This is a genomic window from Shouchella lonarensis (assembly GCF_900096965.1).
GTDB classification, from domain to species: domain Bacteria; phylum Bacillota; class Bacilli; order Bacillales; family Bacillaceae_D; genus Shouchella; species Shouchella lonarensis.
On sequence record NZ_FMYM01000007.1, the window covers coordinates 121,289 to 139,129 of the forward strand.

The 17,841-nt window shown below is 44.0% G+C and carries 17 protein-coding genes; 11 read left to right on the forward strand and 6 right to left on the reverse strand.

The window, feature by feature from the left end; translation table 11 throughout:
* The first annotated feature begins 47 nt into the window (after positions 1–47).
* Positions 48–182: a GapA-binding peptide SR1P gene (locus tag BLT29_RS08745; RefSeq protein ID WP_090775934.1), complete on the forward strand. Its 135-nt coding sequence runs from the start codon at positions 48–50 to the stop codon at positions 180–182.
* Positions 183–232: 50 nt separating this feature from the next.
* Here the strand turns inward: BLT29_RS08745 and BLT29_RS08750 are convergent, their stop codons facing one another.
* Positions 233–1,702, reverse strand: coding sequence for an aminotransferase class I/II-fold pyridoxal phosphate-dependent enzyme (locus tag BLT29_RS08750; protein WP_437182637.1), 1,470 nt, complete (start codon positions 1,700–1,702; stop codon positions 233–235).
* A gap of 137 nt (positions 1,703–1,839) precedes the next feature.
* Between BLT29_RS08750 and BLT29_RS08755 the strand changes: the two genes are divergently transcribed.
* A complete protein-coding gene (locus tag BLT29_RS08755; protein ID WP_090775936.1) occupies positions 1,840–2,103 on the forward strand; it encodes a UPF0223 family protein in 264 nt (87 codons plus the stop codon).
* Between the two features lie 8 nt (positions 2,104–2,111).
* Here the strand turns inward: BLT29_RS08755 and BLT29_RS08760 are convergent, their stop codons facing one another.
* Positions 2,112–2,732, reverse strand: coding sequence for a DUF1054 domain-containing protein (locus tag BLT29_RS08760; protein WP_090775937.1), 621 nt, complete (start codon positions 2,730–2,732; stop codon positions 2,112–2,114).
* 141 nt (positions 2,733–2,873) lie between these two features.
* On the opposite strand from BLT29_RS08760, the gene BLT29_RS08765 reads away from it, so the two are divergent.
* On the forward strand, positions 2,874–3,653 hold the full coding sequence (locus BLT29_RS08765; protein ID WP_090775938.1) for an inositol monophosphatase family protein: 780 nt from the start codon (positions 2,874–2,876) through the stop codon (positions 3,651–3,653).
* A gap of 9 nt (positions 3,654–3,662) precedes the next feature.
* Here the strand turns inward: BLT29_RS08765 and BLT29_RS08770 are convergent, their stop codons facing one another.
* Positions 3,663–3,848 (reverse strand): DUF5325 family protein, encoded by a 186-nt coding sequence (locus BLT29_RS08770; RefSeq protein WP_090775939.1) that lies wholly within the window; start codon positions 3,846–3,848, stop codon positions 3,663–3,665.
* A gap of 400 nt (positions 3,849–4,248) precedes the next feature.
* Between BLT29_RS08770 and typA the strand changes: the two genes are divergently transcribed.
* Both typA and BLT29_RS08780 read left to right on the forward strand, forming a co-directional pair.
* The gene (typA, locus tag BLT29_RS08775) at positions 4,249–6,087 is read left to right on the forward strand and encodes a translational GTPase TypA (RefSeq protein WP_090775940.1); all 1,839 of its coding nucleotides are present in this window, start codon (positions 4,249–4,251) and stop codon (positions 6,085–6,087) included.
* Positions 6,088–6,122: 35 nt separating this feature from the next.
* On the forward strand, positions 6,123–6,458 hold the full coding sequence (locus BLT29_RS08780; protein ID WP_090775941.1) for a YlaH-like family protein: 336 nt from the start codon (positions 6,123–6,125) through the stop codon (positions 6,456–6,458).
* Between the two features lie 142 nt (positions 6,459–6,600).
* Here BLT29_RS08780 and BLT29_RS08785 read toward each other — a convergent pair whose 3' ends face one another.
* The gene (locus tag BLT29_RS08785) at positions 6,601–6,756 is read right to left on the reverse strand and encodes a YlaI family protein (RefSeq protein WP_090775942.1); all 156 of its coding nucleotides are present in this window, start codon (positions 6,754–6,756) and stop codon (positions 6,601–6,603) included.
* Between the two features lie 158 nt (positions 6,757–6,914).
* Here BLT29_RS08785 and BLT29_RS08790 point away from each other — a divergent pair, with 158 nt between their 5' ends.
* Entirely contained in the window at positions 6,915–8,249 is a 1,335-nt protein-coding gene (locus BLT29_RS08790) for a PhoH family protein (RefSeq protein WP_090775943.1), read from the forward strand.
* 5 nt (positions 8,250–8,254) lie between these two features.
* Here BLT29_RS08790 and BLT29_RS08795 read toward each other — a convergent pair whose 3' ends face one another.
* Positions 8,255–8,767 carry a hypothetical protein gene (locus BLT29_RS08795; RefSeq protein ID WP_090775944.1) on the reverse strand — a complete coding sequence of 171 codons (513 nt, stop codon included), beginning with the start codon at positions 8,765–8,767 and terminating at the stop codon, positions 8,255–8,257.
* A 149-nt stretch (positions 8,768–8,916) separates the two neighbouring features.
* On the opposite strand from BLT29_RS08795, the gene BLT29_RS08800 reads away from it, so the two are divergent.
* Positions 8,917–9,198, forward strand: a complete 282-nt coding sequence (locus BLT29_RS08800) for an Fpa/YlaN family protein (protein WP_090775945.1) — start codon at positions 8,917–8,919, stop codon at positions 9,196–9,198.
* Positions 9,199–9,336: 138 nt separating this feature from the next.
* Positions 9,337–12,789, forward strand: a complete 3,453-nt coding sequence (gene pyc, locus BLT29_RS08805; RefSeq protein WP_090775946.1) for a pyruvate carboxylase — start codon at positions 9,337–9,339, stop codon at positions 12,787–12,789.
* 286 nt (positions 12,790–13,075) lie between these two features.
* On the opposite strand, the gene BLT29_RS08810 is transcribed toward pyc, so the two are convergent.
* Entirely contained in the window at positions 13,076–13,987 is a 912-nt protein-coding gene (locus BLT29_RS08810) for a COX15/CtaA family protein (RefSeq protein WP_090776009.1), read from the reverse strand.
* Between the two features lie 293 nt (positions 13,988–14,280).
* On the opposite strand from BLT29_RS08810, the gene coxB reads away from it, so the two are divergent.
* The 3 genes from coxB to BLT29_RS08825 are packed head-to-tail and all read left to right on the forward strand — an operon-like array spanning position 14,281 to position 17,841.
* Entirely contained in the window at positions 14,281–15,324 is a 1,044-nt protein-coding gene (gene coxB, locus BLT29_RS08815) for a cytochrome c oxidase subunit II (protein WP_090775947.1), read from the forward strand.
* Positions 15,325–15,376: 52 nt separating this feature from the next.
* A complete protein-coding gene (gene ctaD / locus BLT29_RS08820; RefSeq protein ID WP_090776010.1) occupies positions 15,377–17,218 on the forward strand; it encodes a cytochrome c oxidase subunit I in 1,842 nt (613 codons plus the stop codon).
* The gene (locus BLT29_RS08825; protein WP_090775948.1) at positions 17,218–17,841 is read left to right on the forward strand and encodes a cytochrome (ubi)quinol oxidase subunit III; all 624 of its coding nucleotides are present in this window, start codon (positions 17,218–17,220) and stop codon (positions 17,839–17,841) included. The genes ctaD and BLT29_RS08825 overlap by 1 nt, the downstream gene beginning before the upstream one ends.

Genomic DNA, 17,841 nt, shown 5'->3' on the forward strand with positions numbered 1-17,841 from the left:
ATAAAGTATGAAGGAAGCGTTTTCATATGAGGGAGGGGGATTTTAAGATGGGTACAATCGTTTGTCAACATTGTGATCAACTGATGGACCATTTTGAAGGGGAAAAAGTGAGTCGTCTTTATGCAACAGGTGTTTGTGCGACGTGCCAAGTGAAGGAAGAGGAGCAAGATGCACAAAAATAATTTAAATAATACCAATTAGGGGGAGGGTGTGACATACTGTTGCACCCTCTTTATTTAATGGCCTCTTGTTCGCGAATGACTTTTAATGTTGCAAGTGTCGCATCTTCTGGTCCTTGGACAGGCAATCCAGCAGCAACATTCTTTTGAACGTAAGCTAAGTTTTCTGTTGTAATGAGTTCCCCAGGACTAAGAATCGGGATGCCTGGTGGGTAAACCATAATAAACTCTGCAATGATTCTGCCGGCAGATTGATCAAATGGAATCACTTCTGTTTCAGCGTAAAAAGCTTCTCGGGGAGAGAGTGCCAACGTGGGGATTTCAGGTAATTCAACTGGAATTGTTGTCGCGATTGTTTCTGTACGACGATAGCGTGTAGCTAAGTTTTCAAGCGCGGATAGGAGCATGTGAATGCTTTCTTCGTCGTCTCCTAGTGTGATCACACATAAAATGTTGTACAGATCTGACAGTTCTACTTCAATGTTTGCATGTTTTCGCAACCATATTTCTGCCTCATAGCCCGTGATAGTCAGTCCTTTTAAGGAAATGAACAATTTTGTTGGGTCTTGTGCAAAGGTTGCACTTGACTGGCACACTTCTTCTCCGATACAATAAAGACCATTTATTTCATTGATCGCGTTACGTGCCCAGTGGGAAAGGGCAATGGTTTGTTCAAGATACGCTTGCCCGTAGAGTGCCAAATGTTTGCGTGCAGCATCAAGAGACGCCAGCAATAGGTAGGATGTAGACGTCGTTGTCAGCATACTCATAAGGGCGGCGGTGCGCTCAACGGAGACGAGTCCAGCGCGCACATTTAACACAGAGCTTTGCGTGAGTGAGCCACCTAACTTATGGACACTTGTTGCCGCCATGTCTGCGCCTGCGGTCATTGCACTCATCGGAAGTGCATTGTGAAAGTGAATGTGGACACCATGCGCCTCATCAACGAGGACAGGAATTGCAGCATCATGTGCGAGGGCAACGATCGCTTTTAAATCACAGACAAATCCGAAGTAGGTCGGATTAATGAGAAGGATGGCTCTGGCGTCAGGATGTGTTGCGATCGCTTTTTCGACAGCATTTGTTGTGATTCCGTGCGCAATGCCATGATCGTTATCTAAAACAGGGTGAATAAAAATGGGAAGTGCACCTGAAAAAATAATTGCTGACATGACTGATTTATGAACATTTCGTGGCATAATGATTTTATCACCCGGTTTACATACCGCCATGATCATGGTCATAATGGCACCGCTTGTCCCTTGTACTGAAAAAAACGTGTGGTCCGCACCGAAAGCGTGCGCGGCAAGCTTTTGTGCGTCAGCAATCATGCCTTGCGGATGGTGAAGGTCATCAAGTGGGGCAAGGTTGATTAAGTCAAGCGCGAGCGCTTCAGCACCCATTAGTGTACGAAACTGTTCGTCCATTCCCTTTCCGCGTTTATGTCCCGGGATATGGAACGGAAGCGGTTTCTTTTTTGCATAAGTGACAAGACCTGTAAGTAAAGGGGTTTGTTCATGTATATGTGTCAAAGAGGATCCCTCATTTCCGTGATTAAAAAAGTCACATGAAAAGTATAGCAAGAATCCTTATGTTTGACTATCTGTTTGGAAAACATAAGGAAGAAAACGTGTAGAAAACCTGTCGAGGAGGAGCGCTGATGAATATTCCACTGAATGATGAATGGACGCAAAATGAAGTGGTCATTGTTGCCGAATTTTGTGATTGTATCGCACGCGTGTTTGAACAAGGGGTAGAGGCAAGGGAGATTTTGCGCCGTTATGAGCAATTTAAAGAAGTTGTTCCTGCAAAATCTGAAGAGAAGCAGTTGTTTAAGGACATTGACAAGGAAATAGGCACGTCTTGTTATCATGTTGTGCAGGCTGCTAAGCAAGCAAAACCGCAAGAACGTATTAAGCTTTAGCGCACGCGCTAAAGCTGTCTAGATAGTTGATAAATTGGACACAACGTTTGAACGGTTTCTATGATGGTTGCCATTAGCTTATGACCGTCCTTTAAAATCGGACTCTCGGCTGGTATATGACGACCGACGAGCCATTCTGCCTTTTTGATTGAATGGAAACGTTGCAAAGATGCACGTAAGTCAAGCGTAGAAAAAGGCGTCGCTTCTTTTTTCATATGGTCAAGTGAAACGACGTAATGGTCAGGAATGGTTTCTTTTAATGTTTGTTCGTGAGCAAGAAATGTATTGGCAATGGCTTGTTTGTCTGGGCATTCATAAATATAAGCAAGCCAAATGAATACATGATCGTCAAACAGCCCAACTTGAAAATGTGGATGTTTTTTATAACCACGCTTGTTTTCCGCAACAGCGAGCCATGTGTCATTTGGTGGGTTCGTTTTGCGGCGTGCATGCTTGGCAATGTGTAGAAACATTTCTTGTCCAAGCATGAGTGAGAGTTCTTGCGCAAGTGTCGCGCCAATTTCTGCAAATTTTGGTTGAATGCGCGTTTGAATGGCTTCCATTCGTTCAGCGAGTCCGTCAACGTGGAAAGCTGCAAAATCATGTGCAGTGAAAGTAGGAAGTGTCATAGATTTGTCTCATCCCTTTTTTAATGTTTAGATAGTAGCATAGCGTTTTTATGATTTCCGTGCAAACGATTTGCTTACTATGTAATAATAGTGATATACATCAAAGATGAAGACAAGTGGTTTAGATGAAAGGAGACTTGTATGACAGCAACATGGGGAAACATTGAACGCCAGGCGCGCTTGTGGATGGTTGAAGCAGGTGACCGCATCAAAACGGCATTGACAGAGGAAGTAGTTATTAGCGAAAAATCAGGACCAGATGACTTAGTTACTGAAGTAGATCAAGACATAGAGGCGTTTTTTTATGAAAAAATTAGTGAAGCATATCCGACGCATCATTTTTTTGGGGAAGAAGGGGTAGCTCAAGTATTGTCATCGCTAGAAGGCACCGTATGGATTGTCGATCCGATTGATGGAACGACAAACTTTATCCACCAAAAGCGTGGATTTGCTATTTCAGTAGCCGTATATCAAGGCGGAGAAGGGATGATCGGATTAATTTATGATGTGATGAACGAGGAATTTTTTCATGCGCTGAAAGGTGAAGGTGCCTATTTAAATGATCGTCTCCTCCCAAAGGTGGAGCAAACGTCACTTTCTAAAGCAGTTGTAGGAATTAATGCAGGGTGGCTTGTCGGTGAGCATGCAGCGGCGCTAACTGAAGTAGTGAGGACAAGCCGAGGCTCACGTTCCTATGGTTCAGCTGCGCTTGAAATGGCGTATGTAGCCACGAATCGTTTAAATGCGTATATGAGTTTAAATTTGTCGCCATGGGATTATGCAGCTGGTGCCGTTATTTTAGCAGAAGTGGGCTGCAAAGCAACACGCTTAGATGGCACGCCATTATCTATGTTAGAAAAAGGGAGCTTGCTTGCTAGCTCGTCTAATCTACACGAGGAAATAAGGCGGCATCTGACTTAAATAAAAATGTTAACGTTCGTCTCGTGCTTCATTTTTTTTACGAAGTCGGAAGCCGATGGTCATGGCCAAAAAGATCCCTATACAAGCAATGAAAGCAATCCATACACTTCGTTCAGCAACTGCGACACCGATACACATGATGCCAGCAACTGTAATCATTGCAAGTAATAAAAACAAGATATTGTCTTTTTTCACTACGCTACCTCCTTTTTCGAATACAGAACACAGTCGCCAGAAAATTTGATACGAAATAAGGCGGCGGAGCTGGTTTCTTATCCTTCAAATTGTTTGAAGTAACCTCGTTCATAGTGTACATGTTTATTAGGAAAAGTGAAAGGTGATCGTGTGACAAAAAGCGAAACATTTTTAAAGCATGGAAAAACGATGACGAGTAAAATAGGCAACGAGCGCTCTTTATGCTATAATTGTACAGTTGTCCAAAGTACAGAACACAGCTGCTGGTAATCAGCATATCAGATCGGAACATAGCTACCAGAGATCGGCAAACAAAACATAGATGCGGTTTCGTCAATGTTTTCTCTCGAATTTCTTGGTTGTCTAATTCTGATCTCTGGAATGAGAAGGAGAGAAATGTATGACTTTACGTGATGATTTACGCAACATCGCCATTATTGCCCACGTTGACCACGGGAAAACAACATTGGTGGATGAATTATTGAAGCAATCGGGCACGTTTGCCCAGCATGAAACGGTGCAAGAGCGGGCAATGGACTCGAATGCACTTGAAAAGGAACGTGGCATTACCATTTTAGCTAAAAATACAGCGATTGATTATCATCAGACGCGTATTAATATTATGGATACTCCAGGTCACGCTGATTTCGGTGGTGAAGTTGAGCGTATTATGAAAATGGTCGATGGCGTATTGCTCGTCGTTGATGCATATGAAGGCTGTATGCCGCAAACGCGTTTTGTATTGAAGAAGGCATTGGAACAAAAATTAACGCCTGTGCTCGTTGTGAACAAAATTGATCGCCCAGCAGCACGAGCGAATGAAGTCGTGGATGAAGTGATTGATTTGTTTATTGATTTAGGTGCAGATGAAGATCAACTGGACTTCCCGGTTGTTTATGCATCAGCGATTAATGGCACAGCATCACTTGATCCTGAGCGTCAAGATGAAAACATGCATGTGTTGTTTGAGACGGTTGTTTCCCATATTCCAGCACCGATTGATAATAGTGAGGAACCCTTACAGTTTCAAGTGACGATGCTCGATTACAACGACTATGTTGGACGGATCGGGATCGGCAGAATTTTCCGCGGGACAATGAAAGTCGGTCAACAAGTGGCACTGATGAAAATTGATGGTAGTGTCAAACAGTTCCGCGTCACAAAGATGTTTGGCTTCTTAGGCTTAAAGCGAATCGAAATTTCAGAAGCGCGCGCAGGAGACCTTGTCGCCGTATCAGGTATGGAGGAAATTAATGTTGGCGAGACAGTATGTCCGCTTGAGCATCAAGAAATGCTGCCACTGTTGCGCATTGATGAGCCGACGTTACAGATGACGTTTCTTGTGAATAACTCACCGTTCGCCGGGCGCGAAGGGAAATATGTAACGAGCCGTAAGTTAGAGGAGCGGTTATTGTCAGAATTAGAGACAGATGTGAGCTTACGCGTTGAACAAACGGATTCACCTGATGTTTGGGTGGTTTCAGGTCGTGGGGAGCTACATTTGTCGATTTTAATTGAAAACATGCGTCGAGAAGGATACGAGTTACAAGTATCGAAACCGGAAGTCATTGTCCGTGAGGTTGATGGTGTCAAGTGTGAGCCAGTTGAGCGGGTACAAATTGATGTACCGGAAGAATATCAAGGTGCCGTCATGCAGTCGCTTGGAGAGCGTAAAGGGGAAGTCGTCAATATGGCGCACACAGCGAGCGGACAAGTACGCTTAGAGTTTCTCGTGCCTGCACGTGGCTTAATTGGCTATACGACAGAGTTCTTAACACAAACACGCGGATACGGGATCATCAATCATTCTTTTGACTCCTATCAGCCTGTTGTTGCGGGCAAGATTGGCGGGCGACGTCAAGGTGTGCTTGTATCTATGGAAACAGGGAAAGCGACGCAGTATGGCATCATTGGTGTTGAAGACCGCGGGACGATCTTTTTAGAACCTGGGACAGAGATTTATGAAGGGATGATCGTTGGCGAACATACGCGAGAAAACGATCTGACTGTCAACATTACAAAGACGAAACAACAAACAAACGTACGTTCGGCAACGAAAGACCAAACGGTGACGATGAAGCGTCCACGCATCTTGACACTGGAAGAAGCATTGGAGTATTTAAACGACGACGAGTATTGTGAGCTGACGCCAGCGTCAATTCGTTTGCGGAAGAAAATTTTAGGTAAGTCAGAACGCGAGCGTGAGGAAAAGCGCCGAAAGATTGCCGCACAGGACTAATGACGTAGTAGCAACAGAGAGGTAGGTGAAGAGACTTGTTTTTTGTAGCAGCAGGAACGACATCAGGTAAAACGTTGCCTTGGTTATTACAAGCAACCGAGGAAAATCCATGGATTGGGTTTTGGGCATTTATTTTAACAGTCGCTTTAACAATGCTTGTCTTTCACTTAGGCTTTGCCCGAAAGTTACCACTACTAAAGAGGCTGATTGTGTACACGATGCTAGTGCTAGGAAGTTTTTTCCTTTGGTTTTTGGAGTTTATTTTCGGCGCGCCAATCATCGCTGTTCTTGCAATTTCAGCGGTCGTCCTCGGGATTTACCGATTCCGACTGCATTTGCATCGTAAAGGGGACGAAAAAGCACAACGGTAAACCACACTTGTTTCAAACGCATAGCAACCGTAAAAATCGTGTCCGAGGGGGCGCGGTTTTTTACGATTGCACAGTAAACAAGGAAGCTGATAGGATCATCCCCTATCAGCTTCCTTGTTCATTATTTTTGAGGACGCATGTCCTAATTTTTGTTGCGTCTATTCACTTGTTCAGTAATACGCGTTTGACAATTTGTGCACATAAATGTATGGATCGGTCGATTCCGGAGTTTTTTTGCTAGAGGTGAAAAATCAGCAATTTCTTCAATTTTGTCACAAAGCACACATTTTACACGCATTAGATGACCTTCCTTTCGTTGTCCATGCAAGTCATATATCTATTTTAAACAATCTAGCCGAAAAAAGAAATGTTTATCGGTGAAGTCTAGTGTCATCACTTTGTACATATGTTAATGATAAAGGGCTTGACTCAAGTAGGCAAAGGGAGGATTAGCCATTGGATGAAGCAAAACGAATTTATGTTTTGGATACAAGTGTACTATTGCAAGACCCATCCTCAATTTATCAATTTCAGCCACATGAAGTTGTAATCCCAGCAATTGTGCTAGAGGAAGTAGATGCAAAGAAGCGACAAATGGATGAGGTTGGACATAATGCCAGACGAATTGCTCGGATGATCGACCAGTTGCGAGAAGGAGGGAAATTGCATCAAGGCGTATTGTTAGACCGTGGTGGGTTTATTCGAATCGAACTGAATCATCGCTCTTTTCACCATTTAAAACACGCGTTTGCGGATCGAACGAATGACAACCGAATTATCGCAGTTGCCCTAAATTTGCAATTAGAAGAAAATGAGAAAGCTGCAGGTAGAAAAGTCATCTTAGTTAGTAAAGATGCGATTGTCCGTGTGAAAGCAGATGCATTTGATTTGCAAAGTGAAGACTTTTTGAATGAGCGTATTGTGGAAAAAGATGAAGGGTATATGGGATATGTGCATGTAGAGAGCGATCCTGAAATGTTGACACAATTATTCCAAACCCGTACGTTACAAACCCGTGACGTGGTGTCGTCTTGTTATCCGCATCAATTTTTACTATTACAAGACCCACTGAAGCGATCAAGTTCCGCGTTAGCCAAAGTTGATGCTTTGGGACAAACATTGTCACCCGTCACCGGGAGGGATGAAGCAATCTGGGGAATCCAGGCGCGAAATGTCCAACAAAAGATGGTGCTTGAGCTATTATTAAACAAAGATATCCCACTAGTAACGCTCGTTGGGAAAGCGGGTACTGGAAAAACGTTGTTATCTTTAGCAGCGGGCTTATTTCAAACAGAGGACATGCATGCTTATCGGAAAATGGTCGTGACAAGGCCACTTGTGCCACTTGGGAAGGATATTGGTTATTTACCTGGTGAGAAAGAAGAGAAGTTACGACCGTGGATGCAGCCAATTTATGATAATTTAGATTTTTTGTTTGGGACAAAGAAACAGGTAGAGTTAGACCGCATTTTATCAGGAATGGGCGCCATTCAAATTGAAGCACTCACCTATATTCGCGGTCGCAGCATGCCCGATCAGTACATGATCATTGATGAGGCGCAAAATTTAACGAAGCATGAAGTGAAAACCATTTTAACGCGTGTCGGAGAGCGTAGTAAAGTGGTATTAATGGGTGATCCGGAACAAATTGACCACCCATACTTGGATGAGTACACGAATGGGTTAACGTATGCAGTGGAAACATTCAAGGAAGAAGCATTAAGCGGTCATGTCAAGCTTGTAAAAGGAGAACGATCCACACTGGCACAACTTGCCGCCGACTTATTATGACCGGCTTAAATAAAAGAAATGCGGGCGACATGACGAATCGGCGCGCGCGTGATGCCATCTGCAATGTATAGATGAATCGGTCCGTCCTCTTTCAATGGTTTTCCATTTTCGCAAAAAGCAGCGACAAGTTGCATCGCTTGTTCGCGTGTGAATGTCCATTTTTCTTCTGTGTGTGTTTCGATTTCAATGTTTGTGGCGTTGTCATGTGGCGAAGCTTTTTGAAAGAATGGGGCAAGTGGCATCGCAAACGAGCCAGTTTCAAGTAAATCACGATCGTATGATATGCGGTTTGTGTCACGGTTCGGATTAGGAGGCGTTGCGCCTTCAGTGATTTCTTTATCCCACTGGGCAGAAATCGCTTTTGTATATGTATTTAGATGAGGTTCTTCAGATATGAGCGACGTCTCATCGAAACTTTTTTTTAGGTCTATTTTCCGTTCATCGAAAATCCATACACTTGGATCAATTGTTAAGGGCTTTTTCACTTTGCCGGTAATAAAAAATACAAATTCTTGCATGATGACTCCTCCGGTTATGTTAGTATAAAAATCGGCCGCGCTTTCATTATAGCATAATTGTGCGATTGTGCATGCCAAAAGGATTGCATTTTAAGCAGAATACAGATACTATGGAAGAAGCAAGTACATTTAGGTGAGGAGGCGACACCTTGAGGATTGATGCGATCACAAAGCAGGGGGAAAAAGCCTATGCCCTGTTGCAGGAAGATGCTGAAAAAATTCGTCAGCTAATCGAAGTGCAGTTGGAAAATTTAACAATGCCGCAATGTCCTCTTTATGAAGAGGTGTTAGATACACGGATGTTTGGCTTGTCACGAGAGATTGATTTCGCCATTCGTCTTGGGCTTGTAGAGGAAGAAAAAGCAAAAAATATTTTGCATGAATTAGAACGCAAATTGGCATTGTTACATGAAGGGTCTGTAAAGAAATAAACGAGTCGGGCATTATTTTCTGTTCCCGGCTTGTTTTATGAATGATCAGGTGATGAAGCGGTGTCGCGTACCGTCTTGTGATTGCTGCAAAAGTTTTTCTTTAGTGACGTAGAGATAGAGCTCAGGAGGGAGACAACCATGAGTCAGTTGCAGACGATTAAAAAAGTACTTGTCGCAAATCGTGGTGAGATTGCGATTCGGATTTTCAGGGCTTGTTCAGAATTAAACATACGGACAGTAGCGATTTATTCAAAAGAAGATACAGGGGCGTTTCACCGTTACAAAGCGGATGAAGCGTATTTGGTCGGTGAAGGAAAAAAGCCGATTGCTGCGTATCTTGATATCGAGGGCATCATTGAAGTAGCTAAATTCCATGATGTGGATGCCATCCATCCAGGATATGGATTTTTGTCAGAGAATATCGAATTTGCCAGAAGGTGTCAGGAAGAAGGTATCATTTTTGTTGGTCCAGCACTCATTCACCTGCATATGTTTGGTGACAAAATTGAAGCACGTGCACAAGCGATTAAAGCAGGATTGCCAGTCATTCCAGGTAGCGACGGCCCTGTAAGTGGATTAGACGAAGTCGAACAATTTGCTGCTATGCATGGATACCCACTCATGATTAAGGCGTCACTCGGTGGCGGTGGACGCGGCATGCGAATCGTGTGGGCAGCTGAAGAGTTACAAGAAAGTTACGAACGCGCAAAGTCAGAAGCAAAATCGGCATTTGGCAATGATGAAGTGTATGTCGAAAAGTTTGTGTCTCGCCCGAAACATATTGAAGTGCAAATTATCGGTGATGCAGAAGGAAACTTGGTACACCTATATGAGCGCGATTGTTCTGTGCAACGACGTCACCAAAAAGTGGTGGAAATTGCACCAAGTGTGTCATTGAGCGAAACGGTGCGGCAAGACATTTGTGATGCGGCAGTAAAGTTGATGAAAAATGTGGATTATATGAATGCCGGTACAGTAGAATTTCTTGTGACGGATGATGGATCATTTTACTTTATTGAAGTAAACCCACGTGTGCAAGTGGAACATACAATTACAGAGATGATTACGGGCGTTGACATCGTTCAAACGCAATTAAAAATTGCCGATGGACAAGCCTTGCATAGTACATCAGTTGGCGTGCCAAAACAAGAAGACATTGCTTGTTTCGGGTATGCGATTCAGTCACGCATTACAACGGAGGACCCTGCCAATGACTTTATGCCTGATACAGGCCGGATCAATGCCTATCGTTCGAGTGGTGGTTTTGGGGTCCGCCTAGATGCAGGGAACGGTTTTCAAGGGGCGGTTATTAGCCCTCATTACGATTCATTGTTAGTAAAAGTATCGACGTGGGGATTGACGTTTGCTGAGTCAGCGAAGAAAATGGTGCGGAATTTACAAGAGTTCCGGATACGCGGCATTAAAACCAATATTGCTTTCTTAAAAAACGTCGTCACACACACCGATTTTCTAAACGGCAATTACAATACGCGCTTCATTGACGAAACACCAGAGCTATTCGTGTTTCCAAAAAGCCAAGACCGTGGCACGAAAATGTTGACTTTTATCGGCGAGACCGTCGTAAACGGTTATCCTGGTTTAGAAAAAATGGCTAAGCCACGTTTCCACCAGACGGCGGTGCCAAAAGTTCCTTCTTCTGAGCGCGCACAAGCGGGGACGAAACAAGTGCTTGACACACAAGGTGTGGAAGGGCTGGTCGATTGGGTGCGGGCGCAAAAAGAAGTGTTATTGACGGATACGACATTCCGTGACGCTCACCAATCACTTTTAGCGACCCGTGTGCGGACACATGATTTGAAAAAAATTGCTGCACCGACAGCGCACTTACTGCCGAACTTGTTTTCAATGGAGATGTGGGGCGGGGCGACATTTGATGTGGCGATGCGTTTCTTGCACGAAGATCCATGGGCGCGCTTAAAGACGCTGCGGAAAGAAGTGCCGAATGTTTTATTCCAGATGTTGCTGCGCGCATCAAATGGTGTTGGATATACAAGCTATCCGGATCACGTCATTCATGAGTTTGTGCAAGCTTCAGCGGAAGCTGGTATGGACGTATTCCGTATTTTTGACAGCTTAAACTGGGTGGAAGCGATGAAACCAGCGATTTTCTCGGTGCGCGAAAGTGGCAAAGTCGCCGAGGCAGCTGTTTGTTATACAGGAGACATTTTAGATAAAAATCGGACGAAATATGATCTCTCCTATTATAAAAAAATGGCACGCGAGCTCGAGGCAGCTGGTGCGCACATTTTAGGGATTAAAGATATGGCCGGTCTCTTGAAACCGGAAGCCGCATATCAACTAGTCGCATCATTAAAAGAGACGGTATCCATCCCAATCCATTTGCATATGCACGATACGAGTGGAAACGGTGTGCTCGCGTATGCGCGTGCAATTGATGCTGGCGTTGATATCGTTGATGTCGCAGTGAGCTCCATGGCCGGCTTTACGTCGCAACCGAGCGCGAACACGTTGTATTATGCGTTAAATGATACGGCGCGCAAGCCGAAAGTGGATATTGCTGCATACGAGCAACTAGATGAATTTTGGTTTGAAACACGCCAATTTTATCATGGCTTTGAAAGCGGCATGAACGCCCCGCATACGCAAGTGTATGAACATGAAATGCCGGGCGGCCAATATAGCAATTTACAGCAACAAGCAAAAGCAGTTGGCTTATTTGAGCGGTGGCATGAAGTGAAGCATATGTATCGCACGGTGAATAACATGTTCGGTGATATTGTTAAGGTAACCCCATCATCGAAAGTTGTTGGCGACATGGCGCTATACATGGTGCAAAACAATTTATCTGAGGAAGATGTGTACGAACGTGGAGACAGCTTAGACTTTCCTGACTCTGTCGTCGAATTTTTCCAAGGTCACCTTGGACAACCTTATGGTGGCTTCCCGAAACGACTACAAGAGATCATCTTAAAAGGGAGAAAGCCGATAGAAGGACGACCAGGCGCGGCGCTGCCACCAGTTGATTTTGTGGCAATGAAAGAGGAACTGGAAGAAAAGCTTACGCACAATGTGACGCGTGAAGACTTGCTCTCTTACGCACTTTATCCGAAAGTATATATGGCTTACGAGCAATTTAAAGCACAATTCGGTGATGTATCTGTGCTCGATACGCCAACCTTCTTTTACGGCATGCGTGAAGGCGAACAAATTGAGGTCGAGATTGAAAAAGGCAAAACGTTGATCGTAAAACTGGTGTCTATTTCTGCACCACAAGAGGACGGCACACGCATCATTTATTTTGAACTCAATGGTCAACTGCGTGAAGTCGTGATTCGCGATGCAGACGTGAAAACGGCAGTGACGGTGCGCCCAAAAGCAGAAAAGAACAATCCATCTCACATTGGCGCATCCATGCCAGGCACGGTCATTAAAGCACTTGTCAAAGAAGGCGATGTTGTTGAAAAAGGTGCGCACTTAATGATTACGGAAGCAATGAAAATGGAAACCACCGTCCAAGCGGCGGTGAACGGCAAGATTAAAAAAGTCCATGTTGCCGATGGTGAAGCGATTGCGACAGGTGATTTGTTGATGGAGCTTGAGGTGGAGTAGGGTGTGAGGGGTATTCGCATTGAAAGCTGTTTTTATAGAAAGAAGGCTGTCCACAAGGTCATTTTTGATGACTTTGTGGGGCGGTCTTTTTTTATGATGCACAGTCCAAATCGTAATGGTTGCAGTTACAACGTAGCAAAGAAGCGGCTGCAGTCGCAAAGAAATTATTACTATTTTAATTGAGGTGTTTATATCGTCATGAGCTTTTTTGTCTTTATGGAGAAAATCAAACAAAAACCCCGCTCCCACTTCAACGCATCTAAAGTGGAGGCGGGGCATTGTTGTTTCATCGTGATTTCCGCGTCACAAGCATCACCATATAACAAAGCACAGTGAACAACAATGAAATAAGCAATGCATGGAAAATGCCGAGTGTCAACGACTCATTCAGTGTAAAGACGACAGAAATGCCAGAAGCAGCCTGTCCAATGACAAGAATGAGTGCAAGCCACGCACAAACAGAAAGGACGCGCATGTGACGGAATGTCTTCATCGTCCAAATGAATAAGATGACCAAGAGTAGGAATAACGTGATCGCTGCGGCACGGTGAAAGACTTGTGCCCCAATTTGTGCGCCTGCCCCGCCTGTGAGTGAAGGCAATAATTCACCGTTACAAAGCGGGAAACCGCTACAAGCAAGGGTTGCGCCGGTATGTTTGACATATGCGCCTGTATAAATGACGACATACGTATACACGGTGGTGAGAATGACAAACCACTTGTATGCTTTTGTGACCGTCGGGACATACTGTTTAGTTAAATGGCCGTCTTCAAAGGCAAGCCGCGTTAAAAGAACGACGGAAGCAAACGAAAGGGCGGAAAAGCCGAAATGTAAGGCCATGATAAGGTTTGATTGACCGAACACGACAGCGCCCGCACCGAGCAGTCCTTGAAAAATAATCATAAAGACAGAAATCAGTGCCAAAAATTTTGTCTCAGCTAAGTGATTTAAACGCCGCCAAGACCAAATCGCCATTAAAATGACGAGCATACCGACAATCCCTGCGACGAGCCGATGAGAAAACTCAATCACCGTTTCTGGAGGAGGATCCATCGGAATGACTTCGCCGAAACAAAGGGGCCACGTGTTACCGCACCCTTCACCAGAACCAGTTTTTGTGACAAGTGCACCTTGTATAAGGACAAGTAAAACACCTAAAGAGGTGATCACGCCTAAGCGTTTTAAACCTTTATGCAATTTCATTCACCTTTCCTTCTAAGAAGCTACGTGGATAATGATACGAGTATTTCAATCATCATACACAATCGTGTATGAATGTCTGTAAAGTTGCCGGAAAATGTGGTAAAGTAAAAAGGACGTCCACCGACTCTCCCTAATCTTAAGGAAAACAAGGGGAAAAAGTCAATTTTTTGTGTGCGAATTTTTTTTGACGGTGAGAAATGTGAAGATCGTGTGAACATGTGAAATCTGATGAAACCGTCGACATTTTGCGTTATAATCAAAAGGAAAAAAGAAAGTGAGGGACAGACATGTTTAGGAAACACATGTGGCGTTTTCTGCCGATGACACTCTTATTGTTCGTGTTAACAGGGTGTCTAGGAAAAGAGAATTTAACTGCGCTTGATCCAAAAGGACCAGCAGCAAAATGGATTTATGATAATATGATTTTATCACTTGTTATCATGACCTTTGTTTCTGTTGTTGTATTTGTGATTTTCTTTATGATTCTTGTGAAATTTCGTCGAAAAGACGGTGATGATGCTTTACCGAAACAAGTACATGGGAATATGGCAATGGAAATTACATGGACAGTCATTCCAGTCATTTTGCTCATCATTTTATTCATTCCAACAGTGAGCGGAACGTTTAAATTTCACGTGAATGCAGTTCCAGAGGAACATGAAGGTTCGGTATACATAGATGTAACTGGGCATCAATATTGGTGGCAGTTCGATTATGTAGGAGAAGGGTTTACGGCAGGACAAGAAGTGTATATCCCTGTCGGTGAAAAGGTCGTTTTCGAATTGAACGCGGAAGATGTCATTCATTCATTTTGGGTACCGGCGCTTGGTGGGAAAATTGACACAATTCCAGGTGTGACGAACGCTTTATGGCTTCAAGCAGAGAAACCCGGTGTATATCAAGGAAAATGTGCGGAGCTATGCGGACCATCGCATGCGTTGATGGACTTTAAAGTCATTGCGCTTGAACGTGATGAATACGATGCATGGGTAGCAGATATGCAAGGGGTTGAAGCAGAGCAGACAGCGGTGAACGCAGAGGCGGGATATGACGTATTTCAGGATAAAGGCTGTATTAGCTGTCACGCAGTCGGTGGCGAAGGGCTGGGAACAGGACCAGCATTATCAAACTTTGGTGACCGAAAGACGCTTGCTGGAGTGCATGATATTGATGATGATGAGAAATTAGCGGCGTGGATACGTGATCCGCAGTCATTAAAACAAGGTGCGAAGATGCCACCACCTGAAAAGGAAATCAGTAACGATGAGATGGATGCGTTAATCGAGTATTTGCGTTCACTCCAAGTGCGTGGGGCAGATAAACCGTATTAATTAAGTAAAGGAGGGTCTTCTATTGGCTAGTAAAAAAGAAAAAAGCGTCGTGATGGACTGGTTAACAACAGTCGACCATAAAAAGCTAGGGATTATGTATTTAATCGCTGGGGCGCTCTTCTTTGTAAAAGCGGGTGTCATGGCGCTATTCATGAGAATACAGCTCATGGTCCCGAATAATGAATTTTTAAGTGGACAGACGTTTAATGAATTTATTACCATGCACGGAACGATTATGCTGTTTTTGGCAGCAACGCCATTGTTGTTTGCCTTTATGAACTATGTCATTCCTTTGCAAATTGGTGCGCGTGATGTTGCTTTCCCATTTGTCAATGCATTAGGATTTTGGATTTTCTTAGCCGGAGGATTATTGCTTTCAACAAGTTGGTTCTTCGGTGGCGGACCTGATGCGGGTTGGACAGCGTACGTACCGCTATCTACAACGGAAGGTGCACTAGGTATTGATTTTTACGTATTAGGTTTACAAATATCTGGGATTGGAACATTAATCTCAGCGATTAACTTTCTTGTAACGATTATTAACATGCGAGCACCAGGCATGACGATGATGCGTTTGCCGTTGTTTGTATGGACATCTTTTGTGACGTCAACGTTAATTTTGTTTGCCTTTACGCCGCTTGCAGCAGGGCTTGCATTGTTAATGTTAGAGCGAATATTTGATGCCAACTTCTTTGCGCCAGGGATGGGCGGGAATGTCGTCATTTGGCAACATATTTTCTGGATTTTTGGTCACCCGGAAGTGTATATCCTTGTATTACCAGCGTTTGGGATTATTTCTGAAGTCATCCCAGCTTTCTCGCGTAAACGCTTATTTGGTTACACCGCCATGGTGTTTGCGACGATGATTATTGCCTTCTTAGGATTCATGGTGTGGGCGCACCATATGTTTACCGTTGGTGTGGGTCCAGTCGCAAACTCGATTTTTGCGATTGCGACGATGACGATTGCGGTACCTACCGGGATCAAAATATTTAACTGGCTCTTTACGATGTGGGGCGGAAAGATCACGTTTAACACGGCGATGTTGTTCGCTTCATCATTTGTGCCGACATTCGTCCTAGGTGGTGTGACGGGGGTCATGTTAGCGATGGCACCAGTTGATTACTTGTATCACGATACGTACTTTGTTGTGGCGCACTTCCATTACATCATTGTGGGTGGAATCGTGCTTGCCTTATTTGCGGGACTATTTTATTGGTACCCGAAAATGTTTAATCACAAATTAAATGAGAAGCTCGGAAAATGGTTCTTCGTTTTATTCACCGTTGGTTTCCATTTAACCTTCTTCATTCAGCATTTCCTCGGACTGATGGGCATGCCGCGTCGTGTGTTCACATACTTAGGGAACCAAGGATTAGATGAATTCAATATGATCAGCACGGTCGGGACATTTTTCATGTCGATTGCGGTCATCTTGCTCGTTGTAAACATCATTTATTCTGCGTTTAAAGGTGAGCGTGTCATTGGTGTCAATGATCCGTGGGATGCACGGACATTAGAGTGGGCAACACCAACGCCAGTACCTGAGTACAACTTTGCTCAAACACCGCAAGTCCGTTCACTCGATCCGTTGTTCTATGAGAAGGTACATGGAGATGGCACGATGAAACCGGCAGAACCAGTGGCTGATATCCATATGCCAAATGGCTCGATTTTACCGCTCATCATTTCGGTCGGTTTATATTTCGGAGGATTAGGATTCATCATGTTGGAGATGGAGTCAACCATTGTGAGCCCTTGGATTGTGATTGGTTTAGGTGGGCTATTGACATTCGGTAGCATGGCGATTCGGTCCATTAAAGAAGATCATGGCTATCATGTACCGAAACAGCAAGTTGAAGCTGACCTGAAGAAACTGGGAGGAGGCAAATAATGGCGGGTATAGTTGATACAAGCAAAGGTTTGCCTTCTCATCCAGAGCGGGCAACGTTAGAAGGAAAAAATAAGTTTCTTGGTTTCTGGTTCTTTCTTGGTGGCGAAACCATTATGTTTGCAACTTTTTTCGGAACGTATTTAGGTTTGCGTAACGGGGTTGGAGATGGTCCTACGTCAACAGAGTTATTCGCATTACCGCTTGTTTTCATTATGACGATGATTCTTTTGACGAGTTCCATGACAAGTGTGTTCGCCATGTTTGCGATGAAGAAAAACAAATTTAAGCAAATGATGGCTTGGATGATCATTACTGTAGTGCTTGGGATTGCGTTTTTAGGAATGGAAATTTACGAGTTCCAACATTACGTCCATGACTATGAGTTTGGGTTCACGACAAGTGCTTTCTCTTCTGCATTCTACACGCTCGTTGGACTGCACGGGGCGCACGTATTGTTTGGCTTATGTTGGATTACCATTTTGATTTTCCGCTACATGCGCTCAGGCATTACGTTGACGAATGCACCAAAGTTCTATGTCGCCAGCTTGTATTGGCACTTCATTGATGTTGTGTGGATTTTCATTTTCACCGTCGTTTATTTAATGGGAGCAGGAGGTTATTAA